Source organism: Acinetobacter sp. Leaf130, from assembly GCF_001423205.1.
GTDB classification, from domain to species: domain Bacteria; phylum Pseudomonadota; class Gammaproteobacteria; order Pseudomonadales; family Moraxellaceae; genus Acinetobacter; species Acinetobacter calcoaceticus.
Window position 1 is genome coordinate 61,433 of the sequence record NZ_LMOE01000001.1, and the last position, 23,328, is coordinate 84,760.

General features: G+C 38.4%; 15 protein-coding genes. 7 read left to right on the forward strand and 8 right to left on the reverse strand.

What is annotated here, in order from left to right:
• The first annotated feature begins 27 nt into the window (after nt 1-27).
• The gene (locus ASF86_RS00290) at nt 28-1,182 is read left to right on the forward strand and encodes an efflux RND transporter periplasmic adaptor subunit (RefSeq protein ID WP_056478405.1); all 1,155 of its coding nucleotides are present in this window, start codon (nt 28-30) and stop codon (nt 1,180-1,182) included.
• A complete protein-coding gene (locus ASF86_RS00295) occupies nt 1,182-4,214 on the forward strand; it encodes an efflux RND transporter permease subunit (RefSeq protein ID WP_056478407.1) in 3,033 nt (1,010 codons plus the stop codon). The genes ASF86_RS00290 and ASF86_RS00295 overlap by 1 nt, the downstream gene beginning before the upstream one ends.
• Nucleotides 4,215-4,366: 152 nt before the next feature.
• On the opposite strand, the gene ASF86_RS00300 is transcribed toward ASF86_RS00295, so the two are convergent.
• A complete protein-coding gene (locus ASF86_RS00300) occupies nt 4,367-4,642 on the reverse strand; it encodes a hypothetical protein (RefSeq protein ID WP_005042387.1) in 276 nt (91 codons plus the stop codon).
• Nucleotides 4,643-5,048: 406 nt separating this feature from the next.
• Here ASF86_RS00300 and ASF86_RS00305 point away from each other — a divergent pair, with 406 nt between their 5' ends.
• The 3 genes from ASF86_RS00305 (at nt 5,049) to ASF86_RS00320 (ending at nt 10,205) form a co-directional block, all read left to right on the forward strand.
• Nucleotides 5,049-5,318, forward strand: a complete 270-nt coding sequence (locus tag ASF86_RS00305) for a hypothetical protein (protein ID WP_056478410.1) — start codon at nt 5,049-5,051, stop codon at nt 5,316-5,318.
• 2,117 nt (nt 5,319-7,435) lie between these two features.
• On the forward strand, nt 7,436-8,143 hold the full coding sequence (locus ASF86_RS00315; RefSeq protein ID WP_056478414.1) for a YoaK family protein: 708 nt from the start codon (nt 7,436-7,438) through the stop codon (nt 8,141-8,143).
• A gap of 148 nt (nt 8,144-8,291) precedes the next feature.
• A complete protein-coding gene (locus ASF86_RS00320) occupies nt 8,292-10,205 on the forward strand; it encodes an esterase/lipase family protein (RefSeq protein WP_056478416.1) in 1,914 nt (637 codons plus the stop codon).
• A 54-nt stretch (nt 10,206-10,259) separates the two neighbouring features.
• Here ASF86_RS00320 and ASF86_RS00325 read toward each other — a convergent pair whose 3' ends face one another.
• The 7 genes from ASF86_RS00325 to betI all read right to left on the reverse strand — a co-directional run bounded on the left by ASF86_RS00325 (nt 10,260) and on the right by betI (nt 19,248).
• Nucleotides 10,260-11,594 carry a basic amino acid/polyamine antiporter gene (locus ASF86_RS00325; protein WP_056478418.1) on the reverse strand — a complete coding sequence of 445 codons (1,335 nt, stop codon included), beginning with the start codon at nt 11,592-11,594 and terminating at the stop codon, nt 10,260-10,262.
• A 5-nt stretch (nt 11,595-11,599) separates the two neighbouring features.
• Nucleotides 11,600-12,478 carry a homocysteine S-methyltransferase family protein gene (locus ASF86_RS00330; RefSeq protein WP_056478420.1) on the reverse strand — a complete coding sequence of 293 codons (879 nt, stop codon included), beginning with the start codon at nt 12,476-12,478 and terminating at the stop codon, nt 11,600-11,602.
• Nucleotides 12,479-12,693: 215 nt separating this feature from the next.
• Nucleotides 12,694-13,164 (reverse strand): hypothetical protein, encoded by a 471-nt coding sequence (locus ASF86_RS00335; protein WP_056478422.1) that lies wholly within the window; start codon nt 13,162-13,164, stop codon nt 12,694-12,696.
• Nucleotides 13,165-13,255: 91 nt separating this feature from the next.
• Nucleotides 13,256-14,896: a malate dehydrogenase (quinone) gene (mqo, locus tag ASF86_RS00340; RefSeq protein WP_004641704.1), complete on the reverse strand. Its 1,641-nt coding sequence runs from the start codon at nt 14,894-14,896 to the stop codon at nt 13,256-13,258.
• Nucleotides 14,897-15,405: 509 nt separating this feature from the next.
• Nucleotides 15,406-17,064, reverse strand: coding sequence for a choline dehydrogenase (betA, locus tag ASF86_RS00345; protein ID WP_005042369.1), 1,659 nt, complete (start codon nt 17,062-17,064; stop codon nt 15,406-15,408).
• A gap of 95 nt (nt 17,065-17,159) precedes the next feature.
• Nucleotides 17,160-18,632 (reverse strand): betaine-aldehyde dehydrogenase, encoded by a 1,473-nt coding sequence (gene betB / locus ASF86_RS00350; protein ID WP_056478424.1) that lies wholly within the window; start codon nt 18,630-18,632, stop codon nt 17,160-17,162.
• Nucleotides 18,625-19,248 carry a transcriptional regulator BetI gene (gene betI / locus ASF86_RS00355; RefSeq protein ID WP_003653164.1) on the reverse strand — a complete coding sequence of 208 codons (624 nt, stop codon included), beginning with the start codon at nt 19,246-19,248 and terminating at the stop codon, nt 18,625-18,627. The genes betB and betI overlap by 8 nt, the downstream gene beginning before the upstream one ends.
• 265 nt (nt 19,249-19,513) lie before the next feature.
• Here betI and ASF86_RS00360 point away from each other — a divergent pair, with 265 nt between their 5' ends.
• Nucleotides 19,514-21,136, forward strand: coding sequence for a BCCT family transporter (locus ASF86_RS00360; protein ID WP_056478426.1), 1,623 nt, complete (start codon nt 19,514-19,516; stop codon nt 21,134-21,136).
• A gap of 121 nt (nt 21,137-21,257) precedes the next feature.
• Nucleotides 21,258-23,324: a choline transporter gene (locus tag ASF86_RS00365; protein ID WP_056478428.1), complete on the forward strand. Its 2,067-nt coding sequence runs from the start codon at nt 21,258-21,260 to the stop codon at nt 23,322-23,324.
• The last annotated feature ends 4 nt before the right edge of the window (nt 23,325-23,328 follow it).

Here is a 23,328-nt window from a genome sequence, read left to right on the forward strand (position 1 = left end):
AGACATTAATTTTTAAGGATTAGCATCATGAACAAAGCGATACGACTGAAAAAATGGACGATAATCGTCATTGTGATTATGTTGATTGCAGTCGCAATATTTTTGCTATTCATTAAAAAACCAACACAAAATAAAAATAATGATTCTGTCCAGAGTGAGCAAAGTGTTTTATCCGTACAGGTGGTTTCTCCAAAAACTCAAATTTGGGAAAACACCATTAGTGCGACTGGCCCCATTGCAGCTTGGCAGGAAATAATCGTTAGCCCCGAGATTAGTGGATATAAAATTGCACAGCTCTATGTTGATGTGGGGGATCATGTAAAGAAAGGTCAGCTTTTACTTAAACTGGCAGATGACAGTTTAAATGCCGATTTGCGTAAGCAACAAGCCAATCTTCGTCAAAATCAGGTCAGCCTGCAACAAGCAGTATCGAATTTGAAGCGAGCTAAAATTATTGGAGCGGGAGGCGCGTTATCTGATCAACAATTAGAAGAATATCGTATTAATGTAGAGTCAGCTCAAGCGAGTGTCGCTTCTGCACAAGCAGACGTAGACAGTACTCAATTAAAACGATCGCAAACCCAGATTTATGCCATAGATAATGGTGTGGTTTCTTCAAAGTCCGCCGTATTGGGGAATGTCGTCAGCTCGGGAACTGAGCTGTACCGTATGATTCGTCAGGGACGTCTGGAGTGGCGCCCTGAAGTGGATGCCAAGCAAATTGATTCAATTCAAATTGGTCAAAAAGTGAACCTTTCTTTATCCAATGGTCAGCAATTAAGTGGTGTGGTCCGAAGCATAGGTCCTGCTTTATCGAACAGCACTGGACGTTCTAGTCTCTATGTCAGTCTAAATTCTGGAAATGCGCATGTTGGTATGTTTGCCAATGGCAAAATTAGTGTAGGAAAAAGTGAGGCAAATACTATTCCTCAATCTGCACTCGTAATGCGAGATGGACGCTCATATATTTATCTGGTTGGTCAGGACCAACGGGTTAAAAGTGTAGTCGTAGAAACAGGACGACGTGTGGGGCAGGATGTTGAAATTCTATCAGCACTGGCAAGCAATATACACATCGTAGAGAAGGGGGGCGCATTTTTATCAGAAGGAGTCAAAGTTAAGATTTTGTCTTCTGAAAAGTCTGTTGAACATGGGTCCCAACCACAAGTAGGAGCGCCATAATGAACGTTTCTGCTTGGTCAATTAAAAATCCAGTTCCCGCTATTTTACTCTTTTTCTTTTTAACGGTATTGGGTCTATTCGGCTTCTATCATCTGGGGGTACAAGATACGCCAGATATGGATTTACCCACTATTCAGATTTCAGCCAGCTTAGAGGGTGCGGCGCCAGAACAACTGGAAACTGAAGTGGCCAGAAAAATTGAAGATAAATTAACATCTTTAACCAAACTGGATCACATCACGACCATGATTTCGGATGGTCAGGCAACGATTTCAGTGAGTTTTGAGCTGGAAAAAGATGGTGAAGAGGCGCTTTCGGAAGTTCGTAATGCTGTAGATAGTGTACGCGCAGAATTGCCTAGCAGCATGAATGATCCCACAATTTCCAAAGTAAATATCTCAAATTCAGCCTTACTCACCTATACCATTGAATCTGATAGTTACGATGCTAAAGATTTATCTTGGTTTGTTGATAATGATGTGACCAAAGCACTCATGGCTGTTAAAGGTGTAAATACCATTAGCCGTGTTGGGGGACTTGACCGTGAAGTGCAGATTGAGCTTGACCCTAGCCTGATGGCAGGAATGGGAGTTATGCCTTCTGATGTATCGACTCAACTCAAAGCAATGCAACAAGATGCATCTGGTGGTCAGGGACGTATTGGTGGAGAGCGCCAGTCGGTTAGAACTTTGGCAACGGTTAACCATGTTGCAGATGTGGGGGCAATTAGCATCCCATTGTCCAATGGAAGTTATGTCAGGCTCGATGAAATTGCGACGATTAAAGACAGTTATTCAGATCTGACCTCGAGAGCTTATCAAAATGGTAAAGCTACGGTTGGCTTCCAGATTAAACGATCTAAAGGTTTTTCTGATGTGAGTGTGGTTGATGGGGCAAGAGCCGCCATTAGCAAATTTCAAAAAGAACACCCTGAAGTAAAGATTAAAGAAGCAAGTAATACGGTTGACCCGATTAAAGATAATTATCAGGGTTCAATGGACATGCTTTATGAAGGCGCATTTCTTGCAATTGTGGTGGTTTGGCTATTTTTAAAAAACTGGCGAACAACGTTAATTTCTGCGGTTGCTTTACCTTTATCAATTATTCCTGCATTTGGGGTCATGTATTTACTAGATTATTCCTTAAACATGATTACCTTATTGGCATTATCTCTTGTGGTCGGCATTTTAGTAGATGATGCAATTGTGGAGGTTGAAAATGTTGAAAGGCATTTGCGGCAAGGTAAAACTCCCTATGACGCAGCAATGGAAGCCACAGATGAAATTGGGTTAGCGGTTATTGCTACAACTTTGACCTTAGTGGCAATTTTCTTACCTACAGCATTTATGGGCGGGATATCAGGTTTGTTTTTTAAACAATTTGGTATTACTGCATCCGTCGCCATTTTAGCTTCGCTATTAGTTGCTCGTTTACTTACTCCAATGATGGCAGCTTATCTTTTAAAGCCTCCTCGTGAACAGAATCAAGACGAAGAAAAAGATGGGCGAGTGATGTCCACCTATAAATCACTCGTTCATTGGACCTTAGGGCACCGTAAGACAACCATGTTACTGGCGACAGGCTTCTTTCTATTGACTGTAGTTGTGGGTTTACAAAATTCTGTTTCTTTTCTGCCTGCCCAAGACAAATCGCAATCTAGTGTCAAATTGGAATTACAGCCTGGTTCAACCTTGAATGAAACCAATGCTGCTGCACAACAGGCCGATGTGATTATTCGAAAGTTGCCGGAAGTCAAAGATGTATTTATGTCAGTCGGCGGTGATGATGTCACCAGTGCAACTTTAACAGTAGATTTGGTCGCACGTGATGAGCGAGAGCTTAAGCAGGTGGCTGTAGAGCAGAAAATTCGGGAAAAGTTAAAAGCACTTTCAGGTGTACGAGTGACTGTAGGTGGAGGCAATAGTGGTGAAAAACTCGAATTAACATTAGCCAGTGATAACCCTGATTTATTAACACAGACTGCTCACAATGTAGAAAATCAGTTAAGAACATTAAAGGGAATTGGCAACGTCAGTTCGGATGCTGCAATTGAGCAGCCTGAAATTCAGATCCATCCGGATAAAGCCTTAGCCGCTTCATTTGGCGTAACCTCAGAAGCCTTGGCAGATACCATACGCTATGCAACCTATGGAGGATATTCATCAGGTTTACCTAAACTGAATTTGTCCCAGCGTCAGGTTGCCATGCGAGTACGTATGAATCCAGAGCTACGACATGATCTTGATAGCATTGCGAATTTACGAGTCAAAGGAACAAATGGAACTGTGGCATTAGGTAGCGTTGCAAAAATTGATATTGCCAGTGGTCCTTCACAGATTAACCGTATTGATCGCTTGCGTAATATTACTTTATCCGTAGAGCTCAATGGTCTAGCAACAGGTGAAGTGCAAAATGAGGCAATGAAATTGTCTTCACTTAAGACTTTACCGCAAGGGGTAAAATTGGTTGAGCAAGGTGAAACGCAACGTATGAGTGAAATGCTGCAAGGTTTTGGTCTTGCTTTCTTTATCGGAATTGTTTGTGTTTATGCTGTTCTGGTGTTGTTATTTCATGACTTCATGCAACCCGTTACGATTCTTTCAGCATTGCCTTTAGCGTTAGGTGGTGCATTTGTTTCACTCTACATTTTTGGTTTGCCTTATTCTATGCCTGTTGTCATTGGTATTTTAATGCTAATGGGGATTGTGACCAAAAACTCAATTTTGTTAGTGGATTACGCCATTATTGCCCGACGGCAAAAGAATTGTTCTCGTTTTGAAGCAGTCATGGATGCTTGTTCTAAACGTGCTCGTCCAATCATTATGACAACTTTAGCCATGGGGATGGGAATGATGCCTAATGCTTTAGGGTTAGGTGCTGAACCAAGTTTTAGACAACCAACGGCTATTGTGGTGATTGGTGGCTTGTTAACATCGACTGTATTAAGTCTATTGGTTGTGCCTGTGGTCTTTACCTACATTGATGATTTATTGATGTGGTTTAGAAGAAAAATTGCAGCCTTAAAACATTAACTATTAATGCTTAATCTCTATTAAATCTTTTTCAAACTTTTGTTAAAGGTTTAGTAGAGAATGAATCATTTATTGGCTTTAAATCATAAACAAAAATGATTGTTAATAAGGGGGCCTAGACTTAAAGAAAAGCGAGTACAAAAATTAGAAAATTACGATTGACACTGTTGCATAGTACGTTTCATTGTTTTCACAAAATCACGTGGTACTTCGGGGCTTTGTAAACTTAAGCTTCCAAGTTTAAGCATCAGTTTGGGTGAATATTGACGTTCTAAGCGGTGATAAATACATGTACAACTTGCACGGCTATGACCTGCTGCCATACATTTTAAATAGAAATCACGTTGAGCATTAGTTTTCTGACCTGCAAAGGCAATAGATGCAAATAATAATCCACCTAAAAGAACTGAATAATTATAAAGTGACATATATCTACTCGTGATTGTTTTTTTCATTATCCATATTTTGGCATAACTTTTTCAGATTCAAAATCAGTTGATATCAACTTGAAGCTTCATCATAGTTAGAACTGTTTTAGAGGTCAAATTGATTTGAAGGTGATCACTGTTTTATTGTCTCTAAAATAGACAATTTTGATTGTTACTATTTTAAAGACAGTGTTACGGCATTACACACTCTATTTATGAACTTAATAAGATTTTTTAAGTGTTTTTGATTTATATAAATATACTATTTCTGATGTGCTTACTTTTGAATTTATAATTATAGCCAATACTATTGTTATCTGGAAATTTAACACATAGTAATTTGGTATGGCTAATTTGTAAGCAAAAAACTCCGTTATTTCTGTTAAATAAAGAGCTAAATATTGTGATGCTTGATTATATTTATATGGTGAATTTGCCAATTTACATCAGTGTTTTTTATTTTGTAGTTGGATTTGGATTAAATTTTATTTCTTATAATATTGCTATTAATAATTTTAAAGTTAAAAGAGCCCCATTATTTGTAATGATTTCAATGTATTTTGTTGGTAATATAGGTATGGTCGCTCTTCTTTCATTAATAGGTACTCATGTTGGTCTATACTTTTTAGTAAGTGTTGTAATACCATATGCTGCTGTTTGGAGAACAGATTTTTAAGTTGTTGGTATTTAAAATTAATATAGATTTTAATATTTTAATTTATAAGTAATGCTGAACGGTATAGTTATTTTTTAATATTTTTAGGGGGCTATTTGCCAAATTTTTTTGTTTTTTTAAGTTTTTTTACTCTGTTTTTTTCTATATTTTTAATATACATTTTTTTGAAAAATAGAAGATTTTCAATAAAATTGTATGTTTTAATTTTTATTTTAGGACTTTTGGATTTTTATTTGTCTTTAATATATTTAATGAAAGCTTTTTAATTTGATTTAATATTTTATTAATTAAATTGAAAAGTGGTTTTGTAGTATTGATTAATACTAAATTTTTTATTGTTCAAGATTTTTTTGAGGGCTGGTGGTTGAATAATATTTTTTTAAAAGTTTCTGAAAAAGCTGTGAATATGAAGTTTAGAGAAATTTTTTTTAAATGCTTTATTGTTTTTTTGTTAGTTTTATGGAAAATAAGTGGTGTTAATATTTTTTGTTTTATTGCAGTTTTTATTTTAATTGTTAATATTTTTTTATTTTCATGATTTTGAAAATTGGTAATTGAAATTAGTCAATTTAATATAAATATCAAATAAAATTTTGTGTTTTATAATTTTATATGTTTTATGTGAGATTGGTAAATTTGAGAGGCTTACTATGAAAATAATATTGTTAAAAGATAGTGAATATAGGCCCAAAGCTTTTTTTATGGTGATATTTATGTTTCTTTATGTCTTTTTTTATAGACTCGGTAGTGATTATTCATATTTTTTTATATATTTAATATTTTGTTAATTGCTATGCTATTCATTAGGTTGAAATTGAGAATTAAAATGAAGTTTTACTTTAATTAGATTTTAAATAATTGGCTTTAATATTTTAAGATTAAATCCTGTTTATATAATATTAATGAATTATTAGATGAGATTAATCAGAGTAGTTTGATAACTGTAGGTGTGATTGCTGGTGTAGCCCAACATGAGGAAGAGTTATTTTTTTCTAATTAAATTATTTTTACTTGGTTTTATGGCACTTTTGATGGAGTATAATGTTTGTTATGTTTTTTTTAATTATACCAATGGTTTGTATTGTATTAATTGAGTTTTATATTATATTTTTTAAATTTAATATTGCAAGACATGATAAAAAGATGAGGTTAATTAGGTCATTAGAGTTATCTTTTTTCTCCATTTTTAACTGTCTGAATGTTGATTATTAAAGATGAAAATGTAAGTGAGAATTTCTAGCTTGTCATTATGTTAAATATTTTTTTATAGGGCTTTTATTGAGAAATTATTGGGGCTACAAGAACCATTCTTGATTTTTGAAAGACTACCTCGATATTAATTTAGTATTTTAATAAGAGAGTATTGGTATATTTTTAAAATATTTAAAACCTTAATAGTTTAGTATAGTGTTTTAAAAATTAATTATTTTAGCTGGAGTCCTACTTAATCTATTATATATTCTTAGTATACATTTTTGATTTAAATTTAGTGGTGATAAGATTTTTCTTAACTGATGCCATCAAGTAGGTATAGGCTGTTATTCTAGTTGATTATATCTATTAGCTATTTTTTTTAGCAGCTTCATCAGCAAGGGGAGGATATCATTGGTTGAGAAGGTTTCTGAAGTTGCAGGTAACTCCCGTAAGCAATGTGTAAGTTAATTCTTATTGAGATATCAATGTGATAAGTATTTATATGAAAATGTTTTTTTAGCTTTTCTAAGTATTGTTTCTATGTGGTTGGGTTTTTATAAAGAGACTAAAGGTAGTCGCCTCTTTGGTAAAGTTATAGCTTGGGCATGGCTTTTATATTTGGCTCTAACATTTTTTGTCGGTTTTTAATTCGGTATAACGTGGGTTAGCTATAGCGGAACCCACAGTTGTAATAGGGCGCACTACAAAAATATTGATGAATCCTATAAGAAGATGATCACTGTTTTATTGTCCTTAAAATAGACAATTTTGATTGTTGCTATTTTAAAGACAGTGTTACGACATTACACACCCTATTTTTTTACATCTTTTTTTGCTTTCATAAACGTTTAGCATTATTCATTTTTAAATCATTTAGATACAACTTAATTGCTTTAAAACTTTAATTTAACAGGATATTTTATATGGTAGATACCCCAATTAAAAAAGAAACAGAAAGTACATGGGCAATATGTCGAGATCCTGTTTTACTAACTATGGTTGGTGGGGCGATTGATACCATTGGCTTTATTGCGTTGTTTGGCTTTTTTACTGCTCATGTTACGGGAAACTTAGTGTTGGCAGGAGCGGCATGGGTTAAAGGAGGCGCGGGAATATGGATTAAGCTTGCTGCGATTCCTTTGTTCATTGTGACAGTTGTGATTACAAAACTTTTAATTGACCGTAGTCAGGTGAAGCACAAAACGCTGTCTTATTTATTCTTATTTGAAGCCATCTTTCTATCTGCTTTTATGATTGCAGGGCTTTATTTCGAACCTTTTAAAAATGCCGATGCAATTACTGTGGCATTAACAGGTGGGCTGGGTTTAATTGCTTTAGCTATTCGTAATACTTCAAGCAAAACGCTGATTAAAAATATTAGCCCAAGTACTATGATGACGGGCAATACCACGCAGCTCGGTATTGATATTGCCAATTTGCTTAAAAACAATAATGCAGCCAATCGGGCAAGTTTACTTAAAAGTGCCAGTATTGTAATTGGGTTTGTGATTGGTGCCTTTTTAGGAGCGATACTTTATGTCTATTTTGACTTCTGGAGTGTAGCGCCGTTTATCTTACCAATTTTGTATTTTTCTTATTTAGCTTCGCAGCAAAAGTTCAACCAAGCTTGATTGAACTCATGAATAATAGGCCTGAATGAAATGTAATTCAGGCTTTTTTTCGCAATAAAGGAAAACGGAAGCTGAGCTGAAATTGTTCGTTCATTGCTTTACAGGCATAATGACCTAATGGGGAATACATTGGATTAAGGAATGCAGAATGACAAAGTCTTACCATTATTCAATGATAACAATAATGGCTTTGCTCAGTGGCTGTCAGGTCATTAATTTAAAAGAAAGCAATTTAAGCAATGCTTTAAAAAGTAAGAATGAAAGTATTCTGACCGACGGCACCTTAAGTCATCAAACCCAAAACTTACTGTATTTGGTTAAAAAAGATGGAAAATCTTGTCTGCAAAATTTTTATGATTGTTTAAATAAAATTCAAAGCCTGTCTGAAAATAGCAGCCGAGAAGAACGCTATGCTGCGCTGAGTGAAATTTATTTAGCAAAAGCTTTAGATGTTGGGCGTAGCAGTCAATGTAATGCCATTAATAAAAGTAAAAATTGCGTTGAGCAAGAGTTAGCTTTGCTCGATAAAAGCTTGCGCTATAGTTACGTTTATTTATTTGACTCTGAAGAGTCTCCGTTTGATCGAGTGTTTGATCATCGCCAAAATCAGGTGCGTATTTTTTATAACGTGGCTTTGTCGAAGTTAATGACCACGTATTTTAATCATTTAAATACGCATCGTTTTCCGCCTCTGCTGAAAGCAGATGGGCATCAATATCATGTCAATTTTGACCATGCCGTAGATGTACAAAAGATTGAGGTCGATACCTTTCGCTCCAGCTATAACATGAACTTTTCTGGTTTTAATACCGTTAACCGTAAGGATGGCTTAGGGGCAGAGTTTATTGTCGGGCGTAAAGAAAATGATGTAAATCATGGTTTCATTTTAGATCCCGATGCTTTTTATGCTCATCAAACCAATCCGAACATACATTTACCACGTTTTTTTCCAGTTACGGCTATTGCTTACCCAAAACAAAAGGCCACAGCCGATCAGGTGATTGCTGGAGCAGAGTTAGAAATTGCGATGTTCGATCCATATCGACAAAGCCGTGTAAAAGTTGAAGGTGTGGACTATCCGCTCACTGCAAACTATTCGGCGCCTTATGGACTTTGGTTATCGAAATATAATTTAGGTGCAGCAGGCTATTGGTCTTTAATTAATAAAGAAACCAATTTGATCATGCCGCATTTATATATGCTGGAACCTTTTAACCCGAATAAGAAAATCATTGTGTTTGTTCATGGTTTGGCGAGTAGTCCAGAGGCGTGGGTAAGTTTGACCAATGACATTATGGGCGATGCCGAATTAAGAAATAACTATCAAGTCTGGCAGGTGTTTTATTCAACCAATATGCCGATTTTTGAAAGCCGTTTTCAGATTTATTCATTGTTGAATCAGGCTTTTCAAAATGTTGCTAAAGATAGCTACGCTGCACACGATGCAGTGCTGGTCGGGCATAGTATGGGCGGAGTGATTAGCCGTTTATTAGTAAGCGATGCCGATGTTTCAGATTTAGCCATGCAAAAAATGAATGAAGCGCAGTTAAATCGTTTAAAAGAAAATCCAGTCATTCGAGAGCGCTTTCAATTCAAAGCTTTGCCTTATTTTAAGCGGGTTGTTTTTGTTTCGGCACCGCATCATGGTACAGACTACGCTGACCGATGGTTTACCCAAATTGCACGCCGTGTTATTCGTTTGCCTGCTGACTTTTTTATTGCAGTCGAAATGAGAGATGAGAAAAATACAAAGCTCAGAAAAGGTTTAATTGAAAATGGAGCGAGTAATTTAAGTCGTTCTTCAAACTTTATGCAGCTTACGCAAGCCATTCAGCCATCGTCCAGCGTGGTCTATCACTCGATTATGGGCAATATTAATGGGACGACTGATAAGTTAAAAAGCAGTGATGGTATTGTGCCGTATCAAAGTTCACATTTAGGTGGTGAACAGTCGGAACTGATTATTAAAGGCGGGCATTCAATTCAAACTAGCCCAGAGGCGATTTTAGAATTACGCCGTATTTTAAGATTGCATTTAAAGCAGTCACAGCCTTTAAAATAGAATTTTTGTTTTTAGACAACCACTGCTGAAATGGGTCAGCAGTGGTTGAAATAATTAATTTAGCTGATTTTGTTTGAGCGATTTTTTGTGCTCAAAGTAGCTGATTGAAAAAATAACCAAGCCGACTAAATACAAGACCACAGACAGCAGCAATAAATCTAATCCTGCTGCATAGAGCAACCAAAGTGCATAAATTGAAGCGACGCTTGCAATGGCAATATGTGGCGTGCGTTTGTGGCAAATTGATTCTTTAAGATAAAAAGCAGACACTAGAAAATAAGGCAGTAAAATCATGACCGATGAAATCAATAAAAGCTGTGTATAGTTTTTATTGAAAAAATATACGGCAATCAATGCGCCTTGCACGACCAGAGTGGTGAGCCAAAGCGATGAAATGGGTACATTATTTTGATTATTCTTTAAAAATAATTTCGGGAATGCACCATTTTTTGCAGCCAAATATGGAATTTCAGTTGCAAATAAAGTCCAGCTTAAATAAGACGAAGCAACAGAAATAATAAGGCCGATGGTAATAACGATAGTGCCCGGCAAACCGATGAGCTGCTGTAAAATGGTTGCCATTGATGGGTTATGCATGCCAGCAAGTGCTTCACGGCTGACCACGCCATAGGCCAATACTGTCACCATTACATAAAAAGTTAATGCCAGTAACACACCCAAAATGGTCGCTTTACCAATGTCATAACGGTTTTTTGCACGCGATGATAAAACCACAGCACCTTCAATACCGGTAAATACCCAAAGGGTAATTAGCATCAGGTCTTTCACTTGCTGCCAAAGTGGAACTTTTAAAGAGAAGTCATTTAAGTTGAGCTTGAATAAATCAAACTTAAAGGCAATGAAGGTAAAGAAGATGAAAACCACCATTGGAATGATTTTGGCAATGGTCGCCAGTAAATTCACAATTGCTGCTTCTTTAATGCCTCGACTCACCAACCAGTGTACAAGCCATACAAAAATGCTTGAGCCAATCAGTGAATAGAGCGTATTACCTTCACCAAAAATAATATGATCTTTGCTGTCGGTAAACATGCCAACGCCCGAAAAGGCAATCACGACATAACCAACAATACCAATGGTGGTACACAACCAATAGCCCCAAGCGGAGCAAAACCCAATCAGGTCACCAAAACCTTCACGCGCATAGTTATAAATACCACCATCTAGATCCGGTCGTTGGCGAGTTAAATGTAATAGCGTGAGTGCCAAGAAAATAATGCCGACCCCGGTAATGAGCCATGCAACAAGAAGGGCAGAGCCATTGGCAACCTGAGCCATATTTTGGGGTAGGCTAAATACGCCTGACCCCACCATAGAACTAAAGACCAGCGCTGTAAGAGACAACAATCCAATTTTGGCAGCAGACATGGTATTTATTCTTTAAAAAATTGAGAGAGTTCAGCAATATGTTCTGGACCAATACCACAGCAACCGCCCACTAAACTTGCACCTGCTTGCTGCCACTGCTTGGCAAAACCAAGATAAGCAGGAGCATCAAGGTCTTTACGAACTTCATCAAGTCCATCGTTGGCAGTTGCGCTGCTATCTTGAGGCGGGAAAGCATTGGCATAGGCACCAATTTGTACAGACTCTGGAATAAGTCCTTTAATTTCATTAATGGCTTGCAAGATTACTTCAGGCTGGCAGCAGTTAAACAAAACCGCTTTTGCATTTGACTGTTTTATAAAATCAGCCACTTGTTGCATGTTTTCGCCTGAGCGGAGTAAGGCTTGTTCTTGTGTAATTTCGTCTTGAAGGGTAAACGATACCCAATAGTCCTTACCATCTTTTGGTAATAAGGCATGCACTGTTTCGACTTCTTTTAAGCACGATTGGGTTTCTGCTAACCAGAAATCCACCTCTGGTGCCAATGTGTTAATGATTGGTTCAGCAAGATCTTTAGCCTGCTCAGCCTGAAACAAGTCTGCACGGTAAGAACCAAATAAAGGTGGTAAGCAGCCCGCAATTTTGACATTTTTGCCGCTTTCTTTAACTGCATTTTTTGCTTGTTCGATCGCAACTTTAATTAAACGAATGCCGTCAGTTTCAAAGCGTTCTTGCCCAATGTGAAAAGGAACAACAGCATAGTTATTGGTGGTAATGACTTCTGAACCAGCGTTAATAAAATCGAGGTGTACTTCTTTTACTGTTTCAGGCGCTTCAATGAGTGCGAGCGCAGACCACTCTGGTTGACGAAATGGAGCGCCACGACGAGCCAATTCACGGCCTAAACCGCCATCTAAAATTTTCATAAATTACAACATAAAGGGAGAAAAATATTTAAGTAATCTAGCGCGTAGAGGGGGCGTATTCAATCGCTAATATGCTCGATATATTTCTAAATAAATTAGATTGTTATGAATATTTTTTCTTAAAAGGAATTCTGTATATGATGTTCAGTTTTACTGATGAACTTCATGTGAAAAAGAAGACTTATTTATATACAGCTATAGATTAAAAAACAAGCTTAAAGTGCGCCATATTGTTGCCAACTTTCCCCAGTGTGCTGAGTTTTATAATACGCTTTAAGTTGCTCAAGTTGACTAAAATGTATGCCTGACCAAATCAATAAGCTGATTAATATTAAAGCTTTATATAGGCTTCGAATTTTTTTGACGTGAGTGAATGCCAATAACACAAAAAACAGAGCAGGTAAAAATATAAAGAATTGGACAGAAGAGAAAAATAAATGGGCTGCACTAAAATATAAAGCGACAGCACTGATTAGTAGATTTAAAATTGAAAACAGTTTTTGATATTTGCCGAGCTTAAATGCATAAGCAGTGATGGCAAGTAACACGGCTGAGCTGACGTAAATCGCTGTACCGCCAATCATCCACATATAAAAACCGCTTAACAAAAGATAAGCCAGTAGCACAACAAGCACGAGCTTAAAACAAAATGAAAAGAGGCGGGATGATGAGTTTAAAGGCGTCATAGTTAATCTAAATATCTCAACTGAGGTCTTAAAAAACAAAAGGATGAATCGAAATTCATCCTTTTGGAATTTTACTTATACATCATCAAACTTAGTTTGCTTTTGCAACAGGGGCAGCAGCAGTTTCATCGTTTGCCGCTTTAAATGGAGATGTATAGTTCAAGCCAAGTGTAGAACTTGTGTACTGACGAACTTTGTCGAGTAATACAGGATCTTTGCTTAGGTCTTGTTTATAAGAAACAACAATTTCATGAAGCTTCTGATTCCATTTACCTTCAGTTTGCTCAGGGAACGCTTTTTCAAGCAAGTTGAGCATGATATATGGAGAAGTCGAAGCACCCGGAGACGCACCTAACAATGCAGTTACAGCACCATCTTTAGACGCAAAGATTTCTGTACCGAATTGAAGTGTAGCTGGTTTACCCGGTTCTTTTTTGATGATCTGAACACGTTGACCACCTTGGCTTAAACGCCAGTCTTCAGCTTTCGCATCTGGGTAGTATTTACGAAGTTCATTTAGACGGTCTTCATCTGACATCATGACTTGGCTAACCAAGTATTTAACAAGATCAAGATTTTCCAAACCAACAGTGGTCATTGGTAAAACGTTGTTTTTGTTAGTAGATGCAAGTAAATCAAGCTGAGAACCGTTTTTCAGGAACTTGTTTGAATACGTAGCAAATGGTCCAAACAATACATATTTTTTACCGTCGATATAACGCGTATCAATATGTGGCACAGACATTGGAGGCGCACCTAATTCAGCACGGCCATAAACTTTTGCTGTGTGTTCTGCAGTAATTTTTGGGTTGTCAGTAATTAAGAACTCACCACCGACAGGGAAGCCAGCATATTGTTTCGCTTCTGGTAAACCAGTAAGTTGCAATAATTTAACTGCTGCACCACCTGCACCAATAAATACAAAACGCGTTTTAACGTGATCTACTTTACCAGTTTTCAAATTTTTGAAAGACACAGTCCAAGTTTTGTCATCATTTTGGCTGATGCCAGTCACTTCGGTTGAGGTCTGTAATTTGAAATTAGGGTTTTGGTCTAAACGATTCACTAATTGTTTAGTGATAGAACCATAGTTTACGTCAGAGCCAACATCCATACGGGTCGCTGCAACTTTTTGACTAGGGTCACGATCGTTCATTACTAAAGGTGCCCATTGTTTAATAACAGCTGGGTCTTCAGTAAATTTCATACCTTTGAACAACGGGCTTTGAATCATTGCAGCATAACGTTTTTCTAAGAATTGAACGTTATCGCCCCAAACGAAAGCAATGTGCGGAACTGGGTTAATGAATGATTTAGGTTCAGCTAAAACGCCTTGTTTTACCTGATATGACCAAAACTGTTTAGCAACTTCAAATTGAGAAGCAACTTTTTCAGCTTTGACAATTTCCATCTTACCGTTTTTCTCTTCGGTATAGTTCATTTCCATAAAGCCAGAGTGGCCTGTTCCGGCATTGTTAAAGCCGTTTGAACTTTCTTGAGCAACTTGGTCAAGACGTTCATACATACGAATTTGCCAGTTTGGTTCAAGCTCAGTGAAATAAGTACCGAGAGTGGCACTCATGATGCCGCCGCCAACAAGAACGGCATCAACAACTGGCTCATCTTTTGCAGTTTGAACTTGTTTTGACGTCGTTGGTCTAAACAAGAAAACGATACCTGCAATTAAAATAAGAATGATTAATACCAGAAGGTATTTCAAAAACTTTTTCATGTAAGGGGGACCTTAAAATAAGTTATTTGAGTCACTTAAGGTGTGAGGAAACCTAGACAGCGTATCCAGACAAAATGGATATAAATGCGAAGTAAATTCTCAAAATCAGAGAACTTATAAAAAAATAAAATTACTTGGGATTATCGCAAACACTCTATATTTTAGACCAATTTTGCATTGACAAGACAATTTTTATAATAAATGGGTTTCATCAATATCATAAATATGATTTATATTTGATCAATTTGAGCTTTAATAAGATAATTTTCAATAATTATTTTTAATTAACTATTTGAAATATAATTAATAAATTTTATTTGATTAAAGTTAAATCATTTGAAGAATATACGTATATAAAGATAGATGATTTTTTGTTTCATGCCATATTGATGTAAAACAGCTTTTTTTGAAGAGCTTATTTTCTGTCATACATCGTTCTTATTAATGCTTGGATTATAAATATTAAATTAAGGGTATATTTCTGCATAAGAAATATACCCTTTAAGATTTTATGAGGCTACATAGAAAGGTGCAGTTGAACGTGGTAGTGCTTCACGTCCACGAATTTGGTCTGCAATTTTCTCGGCAATCATAATGGTGGTTGCATTTAAGTTACCGGTAATAATAAGCGGCATGATCGAGGCATCAACCACACGTAAGCTTTGCATACCATGGACTCGGCCTTGACCATCCACGACAGCCATTTCATCTTCCCCCATCTTACAGCTACAAGACGGATGGTAAGCTGTTTCTGCATGGTTACGAACAAAGTCGTCAAGCTCTGCATCTGTTTGCAAATGTTTGCCCGGACTAATTTCTTCACCACGATATGGATCAAGAGCAGGTTGTTGCATGATTTCTCGGGTGATACGAATCGCATCACGGAACTCACGCCAGTCTTGTTCACTCGACATATAGTTGAACAAGATACTTGGATGCTCAAACGGATCTTTTGATTTAAGTCTAATACGGCCACGTGAAGGCGAGCGCATTGAACCTACGTGTGCTTGGAAACCATGTTCTTTCACGGCATTACTACCGTTGTAGTTAATGGCAACTGGCAAGAAATGGTACTGGATGTTTGGCCATTTGAACTCATCCGAACTACGGATAAATCCGCCCGCTTCAAACTGGTTACTTGCGCCAATACCTGTACCATTAAATAACCACTCAGCACCAATGGCAGGTTGGTTATACCATTTCAAGGCAGGGTATAAAGAAACAGGTTGCTTACATTTATATTGTAGGTACATCTCCAAGTGGTCTTGCAGGTTTTCACCTACACCTGGTAAATCATGAACGACATCAATGTCCATTGATTTTAAGAAAGTACTTTCACCCACACCAGAGCGCTGTAAAATTTGTGGTGAAGCAATTGCACCTGCACACAGTAAGACTTCGCGTTTAACCAACGCACGTTGTAAGTTGTTTTGGTCAGCCCCGATAATGTATTCAACACCCACGGCTTGTTTTTGATTAAATAAGATTTTATTGGTCGTTGCATGAGTCAGAATGGTGAGGTTAGGACGGCCTTTTGCCATATCCAGATAACCACGTGCGGTACTTGAACGGCGACCTTTAGGCGTTACTGTACGGTCCATTGGACCAAAACCTTCTTGCTGGTAACCATTTAAGTCGTCAGTACGTGGGTAACCTGCTTGTACACCAGCTTCAACCATGGCATGGAACAACACATTGTTGCCATTTTTCGGCGTAGCAACGGACACAGGGCCATTGCCACCATGGTAGTCATTTTCGCCAATATCACGAGTTTCGGCTTTTCTGTAGTATGGCAAACAATCGGCATAAGACCAGTTTTCTAGGCCTTTATGGGTTGCCCATTGTTCTAAATCCATTGCATTACCACGGATATAGCACATACCATTAATTAAAGATGAGCCGCCTAAACCTTTACCACGACCACATTCCATACGACGGTTATTCATGTGCGGTTCAGGGTCGGTTAAATAAGCCCAGTTATAGCGACGACCTTGAAGAGGGTAGGCCAAAGCTGCCGGCATTTGGGTACGAAAATCCAAACGATAATCTGGGCCACCAGCTTCTAATAATAAAACGGTGGTATCTTTGTCTTCAGTAAGACGTGCAGCAAGTACATTTCCGGCAGATCCTGCGCCAATGATAATGTAATCATATTCTTTAATATTCATAACTATCCTTTTTTTACTAACAGTTTGCCTGAGCAATCTATAAAGATTGCTCTGCATATGTGATTTAGGTTGAAGTGTTTAAGGCAATTGATGCATTAAAAAATGCTTTGATAATCGCCAAGTTCAACTTGAATAGATTTGATACGGGTATAGTGCCCAAGCGTGGTTAGACCATTTTCACGGCCTACACCAGATTGTTTGTAGCCACCCACTGGCATCTCGGCAGGCGATTCGCCCCAAGTGTTAATCCAGCAAATACCAGCTTCAATTTGGTGAATAATGCGATGAGCGCGGCTAATGTCTTGAGTGACAACGCCAGCAGCTAAACCAAAGGTGGTGTCGTTAGCACGACGAATCACTTCTTCTTCAGTCTCGTAGCTTAAGATGCTCATGACTGGTCCAAAAATTTCTTCTTGAACAATTGCCATCTGGTCATTGCAGTCGCTAAATACCGTCGGTAGTACATAAGCGCCTTTAGCAAGGTCACCTTCTGTTGCACGTCCACCACCAATTAAGACTTTAGCGCCTTGTCGTTTACCTGACTCAATGAAAGACAAAACTTTTTCCATGTGAGGGAAGCTGGTGAGTGGCCCGAAGTTGGTTTCTTCAGCCATTGGGTCACCAATGCGAATACGTTTTACACGTTCTACAACGGCTTTTTCAAAGTCGGCTAAAAGCGATTTTGGAACAAATACACGCGTACCATTGGTACAAACTTGGCCTGAACTAAAGAAGTTCGCCATGACAGCAATATCAGCTGCGCGATTAAGGTCGGCATCTTCACAAATAATCAGTGGAGACTTACCACCAAGTTCCATGGTCACTTCTTTAAGTGTAGAGCCAGCAGCGCTTGCCATGACTTTTTTGCCAGTTTCAACGCCACCTGTAAATGAGATTTTCTCAATTACTGGATGTTCAGTTAACCACTGACCAATTTCACGGCCTGGCCCTTGAACTACGTTAAATACGCCGTCTGGTAAGCCAGCTTCTGTATAGATTTCTGCAAGTTTGAATGCAGTAAGAGGGGTGGTTTCGCTAGGTTTGAAAATCATGGCATTGCCGGCAGCAAGGGCAGGGGCAGATTTCCATAAAGCGATTTGAATTGGATAGTTCCAGGCACCAATACCTGCAACCACGCCTAAAGGTTCACGGCGTGTATAAAAGAAACTTGATTCGCGAAGCGGAACTTGTTCACCCTGAATGGCTGTTGCAAGTCCTGCATAATATTCGAGTACATCTGCACCAGTCACAATGTCGACGGTAGATGTTTCGCTGTAGGCTTTACCAGTGTCGAGTGTTTCAAGACGGGCAAGTTCATCATTACGGTCACGCAAAATGTCGATTGCGCGACGTAAAATACGTGAACGCTCCATGGCAGTCATGGCAGCCCAGATTTTTTGTCCTTGTTGGGCACTTTGTACAGCAGCTTCAATATCTTGTTCAGAAGCTTGTTGAAGAGTCGCGATTGTCTCGCCGTTGGCAGGGTTAATACTATTAAATGTTTTTCCACTGGTTGCGTTAACGTAGCGTCCATGGATATACAGTTGTTGAACTTGTACATCACTCATTTTGTCTCTCCTGCAAAGGCTTGTTCGCAAATTGAACTTGCGTTTGTACATAATCGTAAGCAATGGAACGAGCAAGGTTGCTGTCAAATTCGTTATGACGGCTTAAACTGCCTCGTAACCATAATCCATCAATCAATGCTGCCAACCCTCTAGCGGCAACACTGGCCTGTTGTTCATTCATTAACTTGAGAAAATAAAACTTCAAGTTGGAATATAGGCGTTGATCATTAATCTTTTGCAAGCGGCTTAAGTCTGGTACATGCATACTCGCTGACCAAAAGTCTAACCAGACCCGCATTGCTTTTTCATTGACCTGACTAATGTCAAAGTTAGAGTCGATAATGGCCTTAATTTGGCTCTCTGGATGCGAATCTGCTTCTGCTCTGTACTGTTCGGTTTTATGACGCAGAACATTCAGCATTTCTTGCATACAGGTATTGATCAACCCTTGTTTGTCGCCAAAATAATGGCTGACAATGCCAGTCGACAGCTCGGCTTTTTTTGCAATTTGTGCAATGGTGGTATTCGATAACCCCACTTCATAAATTACGTCGAGTGCAGCGTTCATAATTTCTTCACGTCGCACGTGCTCTGGTTTTACTCTGCGTTTTGTCATGTTTTTCCACATCAGCACTTTTAGTGGTGCTTTAAATTCAGCATGTTAACTTGCAGAGCATCATAGCACTTTTTTTATCATACTTGTTATTGATTGAACGTTCAATCAATAACAAGTATGATATGTAAAAATCAATGAATTTTTGAAGATTAGCACGAGGAATAAAGCGCTAAAATCAAAGATTCTTAAGGATAGGATGATGCGCATAAGTACATTACTTATCACGTTATTTTGAGAAAATACACCGATTGCAAGGAGCAATAAGATGGTGTTGAAAAGTGATAGATATTCTTCAGACCATATTCGGTTAAATCGTTTTGTATTTTGGAGTTCAGCCATCAGTATTGGTGTTTTTGGCCTACTTTTTGTGCTATTTCCAGAAAAAAGTCAGTTTTGGTTGACCTATATACAAGAGCAAGTAAATCACTTTTTCGGGTGGTATTACATGCTGGTGATTGTGCTCTGTCTAGGTTTTGTGGCTTGGCTCGCTTTTTCAAAAGTAGGGCAAATACCCTTAGGAAAAGACGACGACAAACCCGAGTTTACTTATTTGGCATGGACTTCAATGCTGTTCTCGGCAGGGATTGGTATTGCCTTACTTTATTATGGCGTTGCCGAACCTGTTGATCACTTCTTGAGACCACCAGAAGGTGAGGCCGGAACCATTCAAGCTGCCAGAAATGCCATGACCTATAGCTTTTTGCATTGGGGGATTCATGGCTGGGTACTCTATGCATTGCTTGGAGTCACTCTAGGTTATTTCGCTTTTAGACAAGACTTGCCCTTAGCATTACGTTCAGCGCTTTATCCAATTTTTGGAGAGCGTGTTCATGGCTTAGTGGGAGATTTTGTTGATGGCTTTGGAATTTTAGCTACAGTTATTTCCTTGGTCACCAACTTGGGAATCGGAGCATTGGTACTGGTATCAGGCATTTGTTATTTACTTCCGCAAATTCCTAATAACTCAGTGACCTTAATTGCTGCTGTTCTCATCATGATGAGTGTTGCCACAATTACGACAGTGGTTGGTATTGAAAAAGGTCTGGCATGGTTATCTCGTATTAATTTACGTCTACTGTATGCCTTACTTTTATTCGTATTTTTAACGGGCCCTACAAATCATTTATTAAATGGTCTTGTGCAAAATACGGGTGATTATCTAAGTAATTTTATTGGTAAAAGCTTTGATATGTATTTATACAACCAGAAGGCAAGTGGCTGGTTAGGTTCGTGGACAGTATTTTATTGGGCATGGTGGATTGCTTGGGCACCTTTTGTAGGGATGTTTATTGCCCGTATTTCAAAAGGACGTACGATTCGGGAAGTTATTCTGGGTGTATGCCTGATTCCACTTGGCTTTACGCTGGCTTGGATCTCGGTTTTTGGAAATACGGCAATTTACTTTATCTTGAACCAAAAACAGAAAGTGTTGGGTGATATGGTCTTAACGGATCCGGCATTATCTTTATTTAAGCTACTCGAATATCTGCCATTTAATCCTTATGTTGCTGGCATTGTTGTTGTAATTTGTTTCGTTTTATTTTTGACACCAGTTGGCTCTGGTACACTAATGATCGCTAATTTGTCCTCAAAAGGGGGCACCAATGATAGTGATTCACCGATCTGGTTACGCGTCTTTTGGTCTGTGGTAATTACCATTGTAAGTATTGGCTTGTTACTAGCCGGTAGTTTTAACTCCATGCAAAGTGCTGTGGTGTTATGTGGTTTACCATTTTCAGTCATTATTTTGCTTTATATGTTTGGCTTAGCCAAAGCGTTAAAGCAAGATGATTTTGACCCTCAATTAGTGAAAAAGCAGTTAGCTGTTTCAAAAGACATTTCGGTCCCATCGAACTGTGACCAGAATAAAGTGACTGAGGTTTTATAACCTCAACCGATCACATCTATATATTATTTTTTTGCGTTTAAAGTCGTCTTTTCATTGTTTTAAATAAGAGTGAAAAGACGAAATTAAATATTTTGTTTTTATTTTATTCCTTGAGGATTGTATGGCAACAGATAATCCAAGAGCAGTTGATGATTTAACATTATCTAAATCTAAAAAAGACCCGCTCAACCGTGTGGTTTTTTATTTTTCAGCTGTACTTATTTTAATTTTTTCTCTCGTCACGTTTTTGTTCAACGATTTTGCAAACCGAATCATGAACACCGTACTTCAGTGGGTAACCTCAACCTTTGGTTGGTATTACTTGCTTGCCGCAACACTTTACATGGCGTTTGTGATTTTTATTGCCTGTTCAAGATATGGCAATATTAAGCTAGGACCTAAGCATTCAAAACCTGAGTTTAGTTTACTGAGTTGGTCTGCCATGCTGTTTTCGGCTGGTATCGGTATCGATTTAATGTTCTTTTCGGTCGCTGAGCCTTTATCTCATTATATGCAACCGCCAGTAGGTGCAGCTCAGACTTATGAAGCCGCACGCCAAAGCATGGTCTGGACATTGTTCCACTATGGTTTAACTGGTTGGTGTATGTATGCCTTGATTGGCATGTCATTGGGATATTTTAGCTATCGTTATAATCTGCCGCTTACTATTCGCTCTGCACTCTACCCAATTTTTGGTCAAAGAATTAATGGTGTAATTGGGCATAGCGTTGATACAGCTGCCGTTATCGGGACAATTTTTGGTATTGCAACGACCTGCGGGATTGGGGTGGTACAGCTGAATTATGGCCTACATGTGTTATTGGGATTACCAGAAAACATCTGGATGCAATTTATCCTGATTGCTGTCGCGGTTGGTATTAGTATTATTTCGGTGACATCAGGCGTGAATAAAGGCCTGCGGATTTTATCTGAAATCAATATTTATGTTTCGATTGGCCTTTTACTGTTTATCTTATTCTTGGGAAATACTGAGTTTTTACTCAATGCCCTTGTTCAAAATGTTGGTGATTACTTAAGCCGTTTCCCGTCTTTGGCTTTACAAAGTTTTGCGTTTGAACAGCCTAAAGAGTGGATGAGTAGCTGGACCTTGTTCTTCTGGGCATGGTGGATTGCGTGGTCTCCATTTGTAGGACTTTTTCTGGCGCGTATCTCAAGAGGGCGTACCATTCGTGAGTTTGTGTCTGGTACTTTAATTATCCCACTTTTATTTACGATCACGTGGCTATCTATTTTTGGTAATAGTGCGTTGCACAGCGTTATTTTTGAAGGGAACCAAACCTTAGCTGCTACTGTGTTGGCGAATCCGGCTCATGGTTTTTATGATTTGTTAGCACAATATCCGGGATTTACGTTTATTGCTTCAATTGCCACCGTAACAGGGCTTTTGTTCTATGTGACATCTGCTGATTCGGGAGCGCTGGTTCTAGGGAACTTCACCACCAAGTTAACTCATATTGATAATGATGCTCCGCGTTGGTTGAGTGTGTTCTGGGCTATTGCCATTGGTTTACTTACGTTAGCGATGCTGATGACCAACGGGATTACCGCTTTGCAAAACGCAACCATCATTATGGGATTGCCGTTTAGTTTCGTGATGTTCCTTGTCATGGCAGGACTTTATAAGTCCTTAAGGCTTGAAGATTACAGGCAGGCCAGCCGCAGTATGAATGCAGCTCCAGTGGTGGGTAACGTTGATATTTTGAATTGGAAGCAGCGTTTAACTCGAGTGATGCATCATCCAGGAACCACTGAAACTCTGCGCATGTTGGACACCGTCTGCCGACCAGCAGTTCAGGCCGTTGCTGATGAACTTATTAAGCAGGGAATGAATGTGGATGTGCAGCAAACGCTACTCGAAGATGAAGACACGCTTTACCATCTCGACTTCACTATTCATTTGGAAGAAGAACAAAACTTCGTTTACCAGATCTGGCCCGTACGTTATAGCGCACCGAATTTCAGTCAACGTGTGAAACGGGGTAAACAGTTCTATTACCGACTTGAAACCTATCTTTATGATGGTTCTCAAGATAACGACCTCGTTGGTTACGGTAAGGAACAGGTTATTAATGACATTTTAGATAAATATGAAAGACATATGACGTTCTTACATATTAATCGTATTAGCCCAGGGAACCGACCTTTGTTCCCAGATCCACAAGCTTAAGAGG

Excerpts from the sequence above, each read along its gene's own strand:
- ASF86_RS00335 (WP_056478422.1), bottom strand. The coding sequence starts at position 13,164 with ATGACGCCTTTAAACTCATCATCCCGCCTCTTTTCATTTTGTTTTAAG.
- betB (WP_056478424.1), bottom strand. The coding sequence starts at position 18,632 with ATGAGTGATGTACAAGTTCAACAACTGTATATCCATGGACGCTACGTT.
- ASF86_RS00290 (WP_056478405.1), top strand. The coding sequence starts at position 28 with ATGAACAAAGCGATACGACTGAAAAAATGGACGATAATCGTCATTGTG.
- ASF86_RS00315 (WP_056478414.1), top strand. The coding sequence starts at position 7,436 with ATGGTAGATACCCCAATTAAAAAAGAAACAGAAAGTACATGGGCAATA.
- ASF86_RS00360 (WP_056478426.1), top strand. The coding sequence starts at position 19,514 with ATGGTGTTGAAAAGTGATAGATATTCTTCAGACCATATTCGGTTAAAT.
- ASF86_RS00300 (WP_005042387.1), bottom strand. The coding sequence starts at position 4,642 with ATGTCACTTTATAATTATTCAGTTCTTTTAGGTGGATTATTATTTGCA.
- ASF86_RS00320 (WP_056478416.1), top strand. The coding sequence starts at position 8,292 with ATGACAAAGTCTTACCATTATTCAATGATAACAATAATGGCTTTGCTC.
- ASF86_RS00365 (WP_056478428.1), top strand. The coding sequence starts at position 21,258 with ATGGCAACAGATAATCCAAGAGCAGTTGATGATTTAACATTATCTAAA.
- ASF86_RS00325 (WP_056478418.1), bottom strand. The coding sequence starts at position 11,594 with ATGTCTGCTGCCAAAATTGGATTGTTGTCTCTTACAGCGCTGGTCTTT.
- ASF86_RS00295 (WP_056478407.1), top strand. The coding sequence starts at position 1,182 with ATGAACGTTTCTGCTTGGTCAATTAAAAATCCAGTTCCCGCTATTTTA.
- mqo (WP_004641704.1), bottom strand. The coding sequence starts at position 14,896 with ATGAAAAAGTTTTTGAAATACCTTCTGGTATTAATCATTCTTATTTTA.
- ASF86_RS00305 (WP_056478410.1), top strand. The coding sequence starts at position 5,049 with ATGCTTGATTATATTTATATGGTGAATTTGCCAATTTACATCAGTGTT.
- betI (WP_003653164.1), bottom strand. The coding sequence starts at position 19,248 with ATGACAAAACGCAGAGTAAAACCAGAGCACGTGCGACGTGAAGAAATT.
- ASF86_RS00330 (WP_056478420.1), bottom strand. The coding sequence starts at position 12,478 with ATGAAAATTTTAGATGGCGGTTTAGGCCGTGAATTGGCTCGTCGTGGC.
- betA (WP_005042369.1), bottom strand. The coding sequence starts at position 17,064 with ATGAATATTAAAGAATATGATTACATTATCATTGGCGCAGGATCTGCC.